This window comes from Natrinema sp. CRL1, assembly GCF_059162405.1.
Map to the genome: position 1 here is coordinate 128,644 of NZ_JBLVOY010000006.1, position 13,357 is coordinate 142,000.

A 13,357-nucleotide genomic window follows, 5' to 3' on the forward strand; every position below is an offset into this window, starting at 1 on the left:
TAGGGCCGAGCATGTTGGACACCGCTAGATATTTTACACACCGTCGTCAAACAACGAGTGCCGCGTCTGCCGGTTGGCCGTCGATTAAAGGTTTTCCACCGTCGTGGTCACCATCGCGCAACGCGATACACGATGACGGTTCCAACCGTCACGGCGGCGTTTCAAACTTCTACGGGCGATCGTTACGAACTCGAGTTGGAGTCACGGATATAGTTAAAGAATCTGGGAGTACGGTGGAGGTTCCATGGAACGGCTGCCATATCCTTGTTAGTTATCAATAGATTCGTTAAGTGCAGACGAAGAATAGATCGTCACTATCAATGAAGCCTATCGATCACTCGGAATTATATGCAGTCAATTATTAGAAGATCAATATGACCAAGCTCAGACTCGCGGTTGCTGCAGGAATTCTTGCAGCCCTTGGAGCAGCAGTTACATTGTTAATACACCTTCCATTTGTGGAATCTAATGTAGTACGCGCAGTTCTAAACGGTCTTTTCGTGGGAGGAACCGTCTATATTGGTCTCAAAATTCTCGAACGGAGTATAGATTCACAGTAATTCCACATCCGATTAAGGGCAAAAGCTACCTGCCGATCGATATAGGAAAAGGACTTACTCGGCTTAAATACCATCGAATACGACAGTGTGTTACCCTTGCTGACTAGCGTAGCGCATTACCCACATCGAGACGGGTAAGCTCGCTACGACCAACCCATACACTCCACCCATGAGGGGCTCGACATTGAGCATAGGGGCCAGAAGGTATCCTGTGATAAACCCAAGCGGGTCAAAAATAAGAGCGAGTATCACAATCTGTTGCTGGAACGGTTTCGACTGTAGCCACCGGAACATACTATGAAAGGTAACTAGAGTATCAGTGTAAATATTTTCTGAATGCAAACACGTGTAGGATAGTAAGTTCGTACACTATGTAGCAGCGTATTCAATAGGAACCAAAGCGATCCTGTGAGAAGTGTTCTATGACGCCCCTCACTATGATATCTATATCCGGCATCTGTATCCAGTATCCGTATCCAGTATCCGTATCCAGTATTCAGATTCAGAATACGGAATTGGAAATTAGATCGGCGAATCCGTAACCCCATCAATTCACTCTCGAGGAAAAGCCCTAATGTACACACAATATCTGTATCCAAGATCCGTATCCAGTATCTGTATCCAGCATACAGATTCGTAGTACAGATTTAGGATCCAGATTAGAAATCGTCGGTCTCGAGGAACTGTCGACGTCCCTCCTTTCCCGATTTGAGTAACGACTCATCGACATCTTGCAGTGCAATCCGAACTAGTAGTCGGAGAACAGCCGCTCGCGTATCAGTATCGTCGGGGTCTCGATTGAGTTCTGCCGCTGCTGCGTCACCAACGTCCGCAAGTTGATCTGCATTTTCAAGACCGTGGAACAGTGCCGAGAGATTCTCATCGCGAAGCGTGAGATTCGAGGAAAGGTCGCCATCGTCGATCGCCTGATATGCATCAGCGACAGCATCCTCGAGTGGTAGCGGTGCATCACCTTCATTCTCATCCGCCGGCGTCGACGGCTCAGTATCTTTGCGAGACTGTTCCTTTGACTGTTGAAGGAGTTCCTCTGCTCGTTGCCGGTCTTCGTCAGAATCGTCAGTCATTGTTAGCGGGCCTCAATACGGCCAAGGAAATCAGCAGTTAGTTCTCGGTATGCATCGCGAGCTCGGATACCAGTCTTGTACAACTCGTCGTCCTCATAGGAAAACAACGTTTTGCCGTCCTCTTGGGCCTGCCCAATATTCGCTGTGCTCGCGACTGCTGGGCCGGAGATTTCAGGATAGCTCGATTCGATATCCGCAACGAAGTTACTCGAGAGGTTCGTCGTCCCGTCGATCATCGTCGCGAACACGAGTTGCAGGTGTGGTTCCGCATAGTGATCATCGTCGTCGCGGATTTCCTCGAGTTCGTCCTCTAAGTTCTTCAGTTGGTTGCGCTCGAATTCACCGGGTCTAAGCGGTGCGATAACGTTATCGGCAGCGAACAGCCCGTTGATCGTGATGTTATCATCTTTGCCCGGCAAGTCGAATAACACGAGATCATAGCGCGGTGCGATTTCGGTCGAGATAAAAGACTCGAGTCGATCGTATCGGTCCTCTGTTGGAACGTTCGCAAGATTGTTATCCGCACCACTGAGTCCGGGGTCAGCAGGGATTAAATCTGGTCCCTCGTCGGTCTCGAAAATCATCCGGTCAACGATATCATCGATGTTCGACCGGATGAAGTCCCAATCCTCGCCGAAGACCGCCGAAATCGGTGCGTCGGGATCAACGTGACCCTCTTCATCGGTTGGCAGATCCACACCAAATTGAGTTGCAAGATCGTTTTGCGTGCCAGCTAGATCGAAACAGACGACATCCAAGTCGTGATCGATAGTGGCGTCGACTGCGACGTGGCCTGCACTTGTCGTCTTCCCAATGCCTCCTTTCGGCGTATAGAAGGCCCCACGCATGATTTCATCACTCATCGCCGACCACCTGTTTTGATACGCATCTCATATACAGATACTGGATACAGATACCAGATACATATATCTTATCCAGAAAAAGTATTCAGCAACAGTATCTGGATTCTCGATCTTGATCTCCGATATCCAGACCTAACTCTCCGACCATTTTTGAAAATGCTTTCCTAATAGTAACTACTAAGTGGCTCCCTCGAGAGAGTGTGCATGTGGCCGGGGAAACCCGGCCGCAAGGTGACCATGACGGATTCAAATAGCGGTTCAAAGACCAGTAGTCGGGCTACATCGCCCGTAATCGGAGTCGTATTGCTCGTCGGTTTGACGGTTATTCTCAGCACAGTCGTTGCTGCCCAAGCAATCAAGATGGTCCAAGACCAGCAGCCGGATGACCCCCAGCCGTGGGACAAAGACGCGCCGTCCGTGACCTTCGATATCCAGCGCATCGGCGGCGAAGCGCTGATCACGCACAACGGCAGCGAGTCGATCCCTGCAAACGAGGTTGAGATCCGTGGCGATATCGATCCAGCGCCGGCCGGGTTCAGCGGGACTCGAGTGACCGAAGACGACTCAGTAATGACGACACTCGAGGGCGAGACCGCGACTGTCCGCGTCGTCTGGGCCACTGACTACGGTACAGAGACACTCACGGAGGCAGTGGTCTAATGCCCGAGACAAACGTCACGGGCGATACAACGGCGGACGACGTGGTGTTCGATGCCGGGACGATCGCTCGCGACACCGTCGAAGACGAACGCGTCATCGTCCTCGAGCGCACTGCGGTGCCGGCGAGTGACTATTTCCTGATCACAACGCAACGGACTGTCGCACAGTGCCGTCAGAATCGGCGTGAGTGGGCCGACGATCCGGTCGTCGAAGCGGTCTATGAAAGTGACGTGCGGCGTGTCTTCGGCGAGACGTGGTTTACTGGCGACGTGCTCATGGCCTACGATGAGGGAACGCTCGAGGAGAACATGACGCGCTATCGCTTCCCGAAGGGGCGTCTCGAGGTGATCGGCGAAGAGTAGGTGTGGAAGATACATAGAACAATTCGTATACCTTGTCCACGATTCCTTGATGAACGATAAGTACAGGGAAGGAGCTATCGGAGAAGTTCCTCGATCACTCTTCTCGCATGACTGCTAATCGGAACTTCTCGAACGACCGAATTACCTCAACGAACTCGCCGGGATCAACTGGCTTTTTGAGGACTGCATCTTCGTCTGCATCGTGATCGAGGTCACGAGACTCGATCAGGTCTTCTTTCATCCCAGTCAGGACGACCACCGGGACATGATCTAACTCGGGGTGGTGTTTGATTTCGTGTAGAACGTCTTCACCGTCCACTTTCGGTAGATTCAGATCGAGTAATACGATGTCTGGTCGGGGAGCGTCCTCGTACTCTCCACGTTGATAGATGAAGTCGAGGGCTGACTGGCCATCAGTGACGGCGTTGAGCGTGTTTTCGATGTTGCCGTCCGAGAAAGCTTCTTCAATGAGACGAACATCCCCAGGATTATCTTCTACCAGGAGTATCACTGCTTCTGATGACCCGCTTCCCATGGTGTGATGAATTGGGTAACTCGATATAAGAGATTCGGTGAGATGGCTAATAGACAGAATCCCAGGCCTTCACCATCGACTATCGCTTCCTGTTGTTGGTCAGTACAGGCGGCATAGCTATCGGGGAGAGATCCACTCACACCGGATGTTGACCGAATTGATCTACTGACTACAGGGATGCATTCCATTGATTCTTTTGGCTCACCCACACGAGTGTTCATCAAGAGTCGTCGGGCATGAACTCGCTTCGTAGAACGAGACAGGTCTGAGGGACGTGTCTACCTCATTAATCACGATTTTTTTGCATAGCTTCCCTGCGTCACTCCACGTGATCGTCTGCCATTCGTCTTGGTCAGTTGGTCGGACAGCCATCTCGTAACTCCACGCTGTACGAGGCCACTCACAGGACAGATGCAGCAATTTATCCGGTGGTACATCGTGGGTCGATTGAAGGACGGTTTCGCCGTCAGCATTCAGTCGCACATCGACACTTACTGTTTTTTCTTGGCGGTTGTCAAGCCGTACATCGTATAAATGAGAACGGATCGGAAAAACCTGCAATCCCACGCCGATAGTAGCAGAACCACATACAACGCCGCCGGCTTTGAGGAGTGTCCGTCTCTTCACCATAGTTTCCTGTTGGAAGATGACTATTGTAAGTGTAGGGTAAGATCTGCGTTGTATGTTTAGCACCGCTCTGTAAGAACATCAGATATTTCTCAAAAGAATCAGCGTTCCATTCGCACACGTAGTTTCCGTTTAGGGATGGTACTCATAATAGCTGATTTGTAAGGTGAGAATGACCAGTGTGTGTAGGCTCTGCCGTTTTATCCCGTGAATCAGTACAGCCAGTGTCGATCATGAGCAACACGAACACTGAAACGGGCCGCGATGATGAGTCAACTCGGAACAGAGATACCCTCAACACGGACACGATGCAGTGGGTAAGCGCAATCGTCGCCTTGGCCGGACTGGGACTTGTCGCCTATCCGTTCATGTTTGAATCCACGGAGGCGGCAATCTGGAATGACACCCTCACAGGGACGGCGATCTTCCTGCTCTCCGGCTATAACTTCGTCCGTCTGTCACGGAACCGGCTAGCGAGCGTCGGCGTCGCCTCGCTGGCCACACTACTCGGACTCTGGGCACTCGTCTCGCCAGCGGTCATCGAAATGGGAAGCAGTGAACTCGCGACAGCCACCGCCGCCGGTGGACTGATCGCAGCTGCCCTCTCAGCATACAACGCCTACGCTAACAACAAGGCTGATACCCCCGAGCATGCCCCTGCTCGCGCTTAAATAAGAATCATAGTTTTTCACCCCCGAAGAGGTGAGAATGGGGTTCGACATTCTCACCGATGAAGAGAAGCCACTATTTCAATTCCTAGAATGGTTGAACACTCGCTACCCAAAATCCGGTAGAGAGACTATGCTGTTTCGACTCTGTTGAGATACTCTTGTTCCCACACCGATTTACTAAAACAACTGCTCACTACGCACATCTGCATAGCGGCTGGTTCCCAAAATAGAGATGAAAACAACTCCAGGAGAATAGTTCTATGACACCCTCTAGTAGGGCATACTTCATGTTTCTATCCCAATCGGTGGCATACGGTCAGGTATACCGGGTTTTCTACCAGTATGTTAATACGGATCGTCCGCTTAAATCGGCCTGATGACTAGCTGGTCTCGATTTCTATCCCCGCGTAGGGCTCGGCGAAGTATCCTACTCCTTGGAGCTCTTTACATAACGCTCGCTCTTGGATGGGTACTCACAGAAACAGGCGACGCCCTTGGAATAAGTGAGCTAATCATTTCTGTACTGATTGCCGGTCCTGGGATCATCATTCTCTATGCTGGATATCGGTTGACACAGTTTGATATCCGGCCGGAATTTTATTCGATTGTGGCGGGTTGGTGCCTTGGTGGACTAACGCTAATGGTTGCGATCCTCGGATTCTATAGTCTTCAGCCGGGGGAGACTGTTGATGACCCGTCAACAATCCTTATCTTGACGGCACTTGCTTGCGTCGCTGGCCTCGCTGCCGGCACCCATAATGCACAATCCAAAACTCGAGAGTACGAACTAAAAGAAACGGTCGAACAACTGGAAGCCTCTAACGACCGACTTGAACGATACCAGCGATACACTGACGATATCCTTGACGCAATTGACGACGTCTTCTACGTCATAGACGAAGATGGCTCGGTTATGCGGTGGAACGAGAGCCTTTCCGATGTCACGGGCTATTCGGATCAGGAAATTGCCTCAATGACCGTAGCAGACTTTTTCACAGGCGATGATCGTGATACAGCTATAGCTGCGGTCGAGAATGGCTTCGAAACAGGATCGATAAACATAGAACTAGATCTATGCACTAAGAATGGAAACACAATACCCTTCGAATTTGCTGCTTCTATACTTGAAGGACCGTCAGGGAATACCATTCTGGCCGGCATTGGACGAGATGTCACAGAAAGAGTCGAACGGGAGCAGGAGCTTGAAGAGTCTAACGAACGGTTGGAGCAATTTGCCTACGCTGCTTCCCACGATCTCCAAGAACCACTTCGGATGATTTCAAGTTATCTCCAGTTGATCGAACGACGATACGCTGAAGAACTGGACGAGGACGGACAGGAGTTCATCGAATTCGCAGTAGATGGATCTGAACGCATGCGAGGCATGATCGATGGCCTGTTAGAGTATTCGCGGGTGGAGACGCGAGGAGATCCATTTGAATCTGTAGATCTAGAGGGGGTCCTCGCCGAGGTTCGCAAGGATCTGCAATTGCAGATCGCAGAGCATGATGCCGAAATCACCGCTGAGTCGCTACCCACGGTAGAAGGTGATCACGGGCAGTTACGGCAGGTCTTCCAGAACTTATTGGATAATGCTATTGAGTACAGCGGTGACGAATCGCCGCGGGTCCATATTGATGCAGAGCAGAATGGCAACTGGTGGGTAATCTCAGTCAGAGATGAGGGTATTGGGATTGACCCAACCGACGTCGATCGCGTATTCGATGTGTTCCAGAGCTTTCACTCCACAGATGGGTATTCAGGGACAGGGATTGGGCTTGCGTTATGCGAGCGCATCGTTGAGCGTCACGGCGGCGAGATCCGGGTTAACTCTACTCCTGGCGAAGGAACCACATTCACATTTACGTTGCCGAAGGAAGGCTACCATCCGAATTGAGGGCGTTCCAGATCGACGACCAGAATGGGATCTTCTAGCTCGGTAAGTGCGTATGCGTACTGACTTAGAGCCGATTTTCAACAAATATGGGGTGGTTATACGCGGAACAGGCGCAACACCACGGCCTTCAGGCCGTGGATACGTGCCGTCACTCAGTGACACATTCTACAGACACCAACAATACCGGATATTCCACGCCGAACACAGCTTTTAATATACTCTGATCCATAACTAGTTATGGAAACAGTACGATGCTGGAGACAACCCGCACCTACGTCGCACGCATCACGAACCACACGCAGGTTCGTGACGACCTCGACCAGTGCGGATTCGCAGCATCAAAACTGTGGAACGTCGGACGCTACTATATCCAAGGCCGATGGGATGAGGACGGTGAGATACCTGACGAAGCCGAACTGAAATCGGAGTTGAAAGACCACGAACGCTACAGTGACCTGCATTCTCAGTCAAGTCAGCGAGTTCTCGAAGAACTTGCTGAAGCATTCACCGGCTGGTACAACTCCGACGACGGCAACAACCCACCCGGCTACAGGAAACGTGGCGACGACCACCCCCGCTCCACCGTCACGTGGAAGAAACGGGCCATCAAGCACGACGACAAACACGGTCAACTCCGTCTCTCGAAAGGATTCAACCTGAAAGAGTCGCGGTCTGACTTCATCCTCGCAGAGTATGAAACCCGCCCCGACGTAGAAATCGAGAACATCCAACAGGTGCGTGGCGTCTGGAACGGCGACGAGTGGGAACTACACATCATCTGCAAGAAAGAGATTCCAGTCGAAGACGCACCGGGTGACAACACGGCGGGCATCGACCTCGGTATCAGCAACTACCTCGCCATCGACTACGAGGACGGCCCCTCGGAGTTGTATCCGGGGAACGTGTTGAAAGAGGACAAGCACTACTTCACCCGCGAGGAGTACCAGACCGAAGGCGAGAACGGACCGTCGAAGCGAGCGCTGAAGGCTCGCCGGAAACTTTCCCGACGCAAAGACCACTTCCTCCACACCCTCTCAAAACACATTGTTCAACGCTGTGTCGAAGAGAGCGTGGCGGAGATAGCAGTTGGAGACCTCAGCGACATCCGCGAAGACGAGAACGGAGACTCGCGGAATTGGGGTGAGTCGGGGAACAAGAAGTTGCACGGATGGGAATTCGACAGATTTGCCCGTCTGCTCGAGTACAAGGCGGAGGAATACGGTATTCTCGTTGACCGCGTAGACGAGGAAAACACCAGCAAGACGTGTTCGTGCTGCGGACAGATTCGAGATGCGAACCGCGTGGAGCGTGGGCTGTACGTCTGCAAGTCCTGTGAAACGACGATGAACGCGGACGTGAACGGTGCAGTGAACATCCGGCGAAAGATAACTCAGAGTCCCCCGACAGGGGATATGAGTAACGGCTGGTTGGCACAGCCCGGAGTCTTCCTGTTCGACCGCGAGAGCGGGTCGTTCAAAACGAGAGAACAGGGAGACTGCAAACCCTAATATCCCAACGCTTGGGATTCCTCCGCCTTCAGGCGGAGGAGGATGTCAATCTATCTGGAATGGATGAGAACCTCATCGAATCACGCGATCTCGACCACGATGCAGACGAGGATGCAGTCATCGAAAAACCAGTTGACCCCGACGAATTTCTCACCGTGATACGGGAGTTCGACGGCTTCAAACTGTCTATCGTCCGTACTGATCGGTAAGTTACTGGCCCGTGCCGAGCGGTAAATACAGGTGCGAACTGAGCGGCTATATCCCCGAAAGCATTTACCGAGTGTATTACAATTCATATTCATGAATAGGCGGACACTTCTTACTGCAGCTACTACGGGTATAGTTACTACCTCAGGATGTATAGGTGGACGAAATAATGGTAGTGACGAAAACTACGAGCCATGTAACACGCCAGTCTTATCCTATTCACGACTTCCAGAAGGCATCAGAGATGAAGTCGATATAGCATTTGAGGAAGGGCAATACGCGACAAGAGGAGAATTGCTGTGGAAAAGCATTGACGGTCCAGACCTACAAGCGATTGAAAAAGAAGAGGACTATTATGCGCCTATAGTAGACACAAAAGGGTTTTTCCCACTCAAGGAGACGACCCTCCAATTCGAGGAAACAATCCCGAAGTATGATGAGCCAGTGGGTTTTTTGATATACCAGTCTGTGGCTGACGTACTGAATATTTCTATTGCAGTCGAATATGGAGGTGAGGTAGTAAATGAAGAACAGGACATTAGAATTCAGGAGAAAGTGAACCCGTACGGTGAAACGTACGAAGATAAGAATGCTCGTCCAGAAATTCTAATTGGTCGTAAATATGGGAAATATACGTTCCATATTGCTATTGAAGGAAGGGAGAATATTACGGAGAGTTTTGAAATCGGTAGTGGTCATCGTACTCTCACACCGACTATCCTTTTTATAGAAGAAGAGAACTCAAACATCTCAGCGACTGTAACACGACGAGTAGGTGGTGACCCTGCCCCTTGCCCTTGGCAAGTCAATAACTAGTAAGAGGTATTTCTATATTTTCAATATATCGAAACAATATCTTGCTGTCTCTGTTGAACGGTATATGGTTGGCCTGTACTGAACGGCAACTACATATGCTTATTGAACACTGGACAGTCTGTCAGAGTTGAGGGTGTTTAGAATGGCGTGTTGAACACAAGGCACGAATGCTCGGCGGAGTAATGGACAAGTGGGAAACTGTCAAATGATATCGGTGAAATCATTATACGTCGGTGCCGGGTTATCCTTCGATAGTGCCCGATGATGTCTCTGATGAAAACCGCCACGCCGAACCGGACGTAGAAGCACTGTTCGACCGTTCTTCGGCGACTGTCTCCTTCAGCGAAGCGGTTTGGGTTTGGATACAAGTTGCCGTATACAGTTTCGGTGGCCCTGCTGGGCAGATCGGCGTGATGCACAAACTCCTCGTCGAGAAAAAACGCTGGATTGACGAGGAACGGTTTCTCCATGCGATGAACTACACGATGCTCCTTCCGGGACCCGAAGCTCAGCAACTCGCCACGTATATCGGGTGGTTATTACACAAAACGAAAGGCGGTGTTGTGGCGGGGACGTTGTTCGTTCTACCCGGCTTCGTATCGATCCTCATCCTGAGCATCCTCTATGTCGAGTTCAGGCAAGTAACCGTCGTGGAAGCACTCTTCTTCGGGTTGCAAGCCGCGGTCTTGGCGATTGTCGTTGAGGCAGTCTTCCGCATCGGAAAACGCGTCCTACAAAATTCCCTCATGGTCGGTATCGCCGCGGGTGCCTTCATCGGTATCTTCGTGTTCGACATCCTCTTTCCGTTCATCATCTTCGGGGCGGCGCTGGTGGGTGTTCTCGGTTACCGTCTCTTCCCTGAGTCGCTCACCGTGATCAGTGACGAGGTCAGTAACAGTGACACTGAAGCGATCATTTCGAGCGATTTCACGCCACACACGCAGCCATCAGCGACACATTCACTCAAGGTGGCTGCACTCTGGCTTGGACTTTGGTTCATGCCCTTACTGGCCATGCTGTTGCTACTCGGGAGGAGAAACGTCTTCGTTCAGCAGGCAACCTTCTTCAGTACGGTCGCGGTCGTCGTCTTCGGTGGTGCATACGCAGTATTGGCGTATATCGCTCAAGAAGCCGTCCTGACCTACGGTTGGCTCGAGCCCGGCGAGATGATCGACGGGTTGGGCATGGCCGAAACCACGCCAGGACCGCTTATTCAGGTCGTCCAGTTCGTCGGCTTCATAGGCGCGTACCGAAATCCCGGCACCCTTGATCCCCTTGTCGCGGGCGTTCTTGGCTCCGTCGTCGTCACGTGGGTGACGTTCATCCCGTGTTTCCTATTCATCTTCCTCGGCGCGCCCTACATCGAGTATCTACGGGGCCAAGAGTCGCTGACGGCTGCCCTCTCCGCGGTCACCGCAGCCGTGGTCGGCGTCATCTTGAACCTCGCTATCTGGTTCGCGCTACACGTACTCTTTGCAGACCACATTCGGTTTGAGAAGTTCGGAACGTCGGTCCTGATCCCGGTCGTGGAAACGCTTGACCCTGCAGCGCTAGTAATCGCACTTGGCTCGTTCGTCTTGATTTTCGTCTTCAGACAGGGCATGATGCGAACGTTAGCAGCCGCGATGGCTGCTGGGTTAGCGTACTATCTTGTTATTCTGTAGTAAAGAACCAGATGATGTCCAGAATAGGTGACGGAATCGTTGTTACGAATTCACACTATCCAATTGGTGATCAATACCAGATATCGAATTGATAAGATTCAACAGTGTCATCAAGTCGGATCTGCGTCGTCTCGTCACTTATCGTCATCGCGGTTGATCCCATCGCGAACGCTCTCACGAATCCGCTTGTGCTCGCCAGCGTGATCGGCGACCATCTCGAGCGCTTGTGCGAGATCCGTGTCGGTCATCATGTACAGCGGCGCACTGCCTGATTCGCCGACCTTCTCGACGACGCCGTATTTCTCGAGGGTGTCGAACTGCCGGTAGAACGTATCTCGAGAGATATTCGCAGCCTCGGCGATCGATTTCGGATTGAGTCCTGTCTGTGTGCCGGCGAGCACTGCGAGGATCCGCGCTCGCGACGAGTTCCCGACGAGTTCGACGAACGCGTTTGCAGCGATAATGTCGTCTACTGATTCGGCGACGATCTCGCGATCGAGCTCTCTGTCTCGGCGTTCGGCGTCGGGATCCGGCTCAATAGAGCGGTCGGGATCGTCACCCATCGGTCTGTGCATCCGATTCTCGCTTCTCGCGCCGGCGCGCACCTGCGATATCCGATGCCTTCTGAAGTGTGTCTACGAGGTCGTCGTCATCGACGAGCTCATACAGCGGCGAATTGCCGTGGCTCCCGTTCTGTTCGATCACGCCGTACTCCTCAAGCACTTTGTAGTTATCGTACCACGCGTTCCGGCTGAGTCCGACACTGTCGACGATATCCTGCGGGTTCATCGGACTCGCTGCATCGTGCAATGCAGCGAAAATCGCTACTCGAGACGGATTCGCCAGCAGATCAACGAACGGATGCTGTTCCCGCCGTTCGGCGACTGTCTGTACGTCTGCCTGTTCGGAGTCGGGCTCTTGCTTCGGCATTACGTTCTTCTATACGGACAGGTTGCATAAAATACTGTTGGTTGAATAGGTTGTTACTGTACTTTCAGTCCAACAGGCATAAGTATATGCGATCTCAATAGTTTCCTATGGAGGTGAAAATCACGATGTCTGAAAATGACCGGGACGACACAATTCGCGCTACCGTCCTTGCGAAACTCCACCGCGAAGGGTTCTACGACCCCCGAGCGGTTTCGATCGACGCTGCAGCGTCGTTCGGTATCGCCAGCCACGACCGTGGCCGGGCCAAGGAGTTGATCCAAGCGATGGCGGAGTCGGACCAATACCCGCTCGTGTATCACACGTTCAAGCAGAGCGTGTATCTCGAGCAGGAATCCGCTTCGTGGGTAGCAGCGAAGATTCGCCAGCACGCAGGCGATGAAGCAGTCCCGTGGGATTTGAAAGGTTAGGAGGCCTCCATCCCACGGGAGGTGCGCCGAGTCCCCGGTGCTGGTACACCGGGTGAATAACCCCGGCAGTTGGGGTTTTGCATACAAGACGAAAAGCGGTTGTGGTCGACACTGTCCAGTTAAGCACCTCCGATGGCGTCTGTCCGTTAAGTGATTGGTGTGGTCGTTGTGTGTTGTAGTAGTGTGGAAATCATTCAAGATAGACATTGGCGCTTGCCCGACTACCCACCCACGGGTTATGGAAGCAGTCAACTCCAATTTTGAAGGTGTAAAACCACTTTTCGATCAGGTTTTCTCAATATATTCCAACGGGCTGTCTAATCCTAATCGAAAGAAAGCAGCCAGATAGCCGTAGACATCGACGAAAAACACTATATCGCGAGATCGTGTTTTTCGTCAATTGATGGTGAAATACAGCGGCAGAATTGGTACCTCATCGTCCGAACACTGCGACATCAAGAAGTAATCGTGAGTCCACGTCTATTGTAGTACATACTCAAGACCAGTCGCCGTTAAGTTAGAATTCGAATGAGTGAGACTAATA

16 protein-coding genes and 1 pseudogene are annotated in these 13,357 nt (G+C 51.7%); 10 read left to right on the plus strand and 7 right to left on the minus strand.

Annotation, left to right across the window (positions count from 1 at the left end; genetic code table 11):
* Window positions 1–374 precede the first annotated feature (374 nt).
* Window positions 375–560 carry a hypothetical protein gene (locus ACJYUO_RS18915; RefSeq protein WP_494346892.1) on the plus strand — a complete coding sequence of 62 codons (186 nt, stop codon included), beginning with the start codon at window positions 375–377 and terminating at the stop codon, window positions 558–560.
* A gap of 90 nt (window positions 561–650) precedes the next feature.
* Here ACJYUO_RS18915 and ACJYUO_RS18920 read toward each other — a convergent pair whose 3' ends face one another.
* From ACJYUO_RS18920 to ACJYUO_RS18930, 3 genes are all read right to left on the minus strand, one after another.
* Complete coding sequence (locus ACJYUO_RS18920; RefSeq protein WP_494346893.1) at window positions 651–854, minus strand: DUF8141 family membrane protein; 204 nt, start codon at window positions 852–854, stop codon at window positions 651–653.
* Between the two features lie 365 nt (window positions 855–1,219).
* Window positions 1,220–1,645: a DUF8115 family protein gene (locus ACJYUO_RS18925; RefSeq protein ID WP_494346894.1), complete on the minus strand. Its 426-nt coding sequence runs from the start codon at window positions 1,643–1,645 to the stop codon at window positions 1,220–1,222.
* A gap of 2 nt (window positions 1,646–1,647) precedes the next feature.
* Window positions 1,648–2,508: a ParA family protein gene (locus tag ACJYUO_RS18930; protein ID WP_494346895.1), complete on the minus strand. Its 861-nt coding sequence runs from the start codon at window positions 2,506–2,508 to the stop codon at window positions 1,648–1,650.
* A 237-nt stretch (window positions 2,509–2,745) separates the two neighbouring features.
* On the opposite strand from ACJYUO_RS18930, the gene ACJYUO_RS18935 reads away from it, so the two are divergent.
* Both ACJYUO_RS18935 and ACJYUO_RS18940 read left to right on the plus strand, forming a co-directional pair.
* A complete protein-coding gene (locus ACJYUO_RS18935; RefSeq protein ID WP_494346896.1) occupies window positions 2,746–3,168 on the plus strand; it encodes a type IV pilin N-terminal domain-containing protein in 423 nt (140 codons plus the stop codon).
* Window positions 3,168–3,530 (plus strand): hypothetical protein, encoded by a 363-nt coding sequence (locus ACJYUO_RS18940; protein ID WP_494346897.1) that lies wholly within the window; start codon window positions 3,168–3,170, stop codon window positions 3,528–3,530. The genes ACJYUO_RS18935 and ACJYUO_RS18940 overlap by 1 nt, the downstream gene beginning before the upstream one ends.
* 94 nt (window positions 3,531–3,624) lie before the next feature.
* Here the strand turns inward: ACJYUO_RS18940 and ACJYUO_RS18945 are convergent, their stop codons facing one another.
* Window positions 3,625–4,065, minus strand: coding sequence for a response regulator (locus ACJYUO_RS18945; protein ID WP_494346898.1), 441 nt, complete (start codon window positions 4,063–4,065; stop codon window positions 3,625–3,627).
* Window positions 4,066–4,925: 860 nt separating this feature from the next.
* Between ACJYUO_RS18945 and ACJYUO_RS18950 the strand changes: the two genes are divergently transcribed.
* The 6 genes from ACJYUO_RS18950 to chrA all read left to right on the plus strand — a co-directional run bounded on the left by ACJYUO_RS18950 (window position 4,926) and on the right by chrA (window position 11,455).
* Window positions 4,926–5,363 (plus strand): SPW repeat domain-containing protein, encoded by a 438-nt coding sequence (locus tag ACJYUO_RS18950; protein WP_494346899.1) that lies wholly within the window; start codon window positions 4,926–4,928, stop codon window positions 5,361–5,363.
* 376 nt (window positions 5,364–5,739) lie between these two features.
* Entirely contained in the window at window positions 5,740–7,260 is a 1,521-nt protein-coding gene (locus ACJYUO_RS18955) for a sensor histidine kinase (protein WP_494346900.1), read from the plus strand.
* Window positions 7,261–7,511: 251 nt separating this feature from the next.
* A complete protein-coding gene (locus tag ACJYUO_RS18960; RefSeq protein ID WP_494346901.1) occupies window positions 7,512–8,768 on the plus strand; it encodes an RNA-guided endonuclease InsQ/TnpB family protein in 1,257 nt (418 codons plus the stop codon).
* Window positions 8,769–8,779: 11 nt separating this feature from the next.
* A complete protein-coding gene (locus ACJYUO_RS18965) occupies window positions 8,780–8,977 on the plus strand; it encodes a hypothetical protein (RefSeq protein WP_494346902.1) in 198 nt (65 codons plus the stop codon).
* Window positions 8,978–9,068: 91 nt separating this feature from the next.
* Window positions 9,069–9,791 (plus strand): hypothetical protein, encoded by a 723-nt coding sequence (locus ACJYUO_RS18970; protein ID WP_494346903.1) that lies wholly within the window; start codon window positions 9,069–9,071, stop codon window positions 9,789–9,791.
* A gap of 254 nt (window positions 9,792–10,045) precedes the next feature.
* Window positions 10,046–11,455: a chromate efflux transporter gene (gene chrA, locus ACJYUO_RS18975; protein WP_494346904.1), complete on the plus strand. Its 1,410-nt coding sequence runs from the start codon at window positions 10,046–10,048 to the stop codon at window positions 11,453–11,455.
* A gap of 134 nt (window positions 11,456–11,589) precedes the next feature.
* Here the strand turns inward: chrA and ACJYUO_RS18980 are convergent, their stop codons facing one another.
* On the minus strand, window positions 11,590–12,018 hold the full coding sequence (locus ACJYUO_RS18980; protein WP_494346905.1) for a winged helix-turn-helix domain-containing protein: 429 nt from the start codon (window positions 12,016–12,018) through the stop codon (window positions 11,590–11,592).
* On the minus strand, window positions 12,011–12,385 hold the full coding sequence (locus ACJYUO_RS18985; RefSeq protein WP_494346906.1) for a winged helix-turn-helix domain-containing protein: 375 nt from the start codon (window positions 12,383–12,385) through the stop codon (window positions 12,011–12,013). Before ACJYUO_RS18985 ends, ACJYUO_RS18980 begins: the two co-directional genes overlap by 8 nt.
* A 125-nt stretch (window positions 12,386–12,510) precedes the next feature.
* Here ACJYUO_RS18985 and ACJYUO_RS18990 point away from each other — a divergent pair, with 125 nt between their 5' ends.
* Window positions 12,511–12,813, plus strand: coding sequence for a hypothetical protein (locus tag ACJYUO_RS18990; RefSeq protein ID WP_494346907.1), 303 nt, complete (start codon window positions 12,511–12,513; stop codon window positions 12,811–12,813).
* A 118-nt stretch (window positions 12,814–12,931) separates the two neighbouring features.
* Here ACJYUO_RS18990 and ACJYUO_RS18995 read toward each other — a convergent pair.
* A pseudogene (locus tag ACJYUO_RS18995) lies at window positions 12,932–13,330 on the minus strand (integrase core domain-containing protein); the annotation flags it as partial.
* Window positions 13,331–13,357 lie beyond the last annotated feature (27 nt).

Coding starts and splice junctions, on each gene's coding strand:
- ACJYUO_RS18960 (WP_494346901.1), top strand. CDS start 7,512: ATGCTGGAGACAACCCGCACCTACGTCGCACGCATCACGAACCACACG.
- ACJYUO_RS18940 (WP_494346897.1), top strand. CDS start 3,168: ATGCCCGAGACAAACGTCACGGGCGATACAACGGCGGACGACGTGGTG.
- ACJYUO_RS18950 (WP_494346899.1), top strand. CDS start 4,926: ATGAGCAACACGAACACTGAAACGGGCCGCGATGATGAGTCAACTCGG.
- ACJYUO_RS18970 (WP_494346903.1), top strand. CDS start 9,069: ATGAATAGGCGGACACTTCTTACTGCAGCTACTACGGGTATAGTTACT.
- ACJYUO_RS18915 (WP_494346892.1), top strand. CDS start 375: ATGACCAAGCTCAGACTCGCGGTTGCTGCAGGAATTCTTGCAGCCCTT.
- ACJYUO_RS18945 (WP_494346898.1), bottom strand. CDS start 4,065: ATGGGAAGCGGGTCATCAGAAGCAGTGATACTCCTGGTAGAAGATAAT.
- ACJYUO_RS18955 (WP_494346900.1), top strand. CDS start 5,740: ATGACTAGCTGGTCTCGATTTCTATCCCCGCGTAGGGCTCGGCGAAGT.
- ACJYUO_RS18930 (WP_494346895.1), bottom strand. CDS start 2,508: ATGAGTGATGAAATCATGCGTGGGGCCTTCTATACGCCGAAAGGAGGC.
- ACJYUO_RS18980 (WP_494346905.1), bottom strand. CDS start 12,018: ATGGGTGACGATCCCGACCGCTCTATTGAGCCGGATCCCGACGCCGAA.
- ACJYUO_RS18985 (WP_494346906.1), bottom strand. CDS start 12,385: ATGCCGAAGCAAGAGCCCGACTCCGAACAGGCAGACGTACAGACAGTC.
- ACJYUO_RS18990 (WP_494346907.1), top strand. CDS start 12,511: ATGTCTGAAAATGACCGGGACGACACAATTCGCGCTACCGTCCTTGCG.
- ACJYUO_RS18920 (WP_494346893.1), bottom strand. CDS start 854: ATGTTCCGGTGGCTACAGTCGAAACCGTTCCAGCAACAGATTGTGATA.
- ACJYUO_RS18925 (WP_494346894.1), bottom strand. CDS start 1,645: ATGACTGACGATTCTGACGAAGACCGGCAACGAGCAGAGGAACTCCTT.
- ACJYUO_RS18935 (WP_494346896.1), top strand. CDS start 2,746: ATGACGGATTCAAATAGCGGTTCAAAGACCAGTAGTCGGGCTACATCG.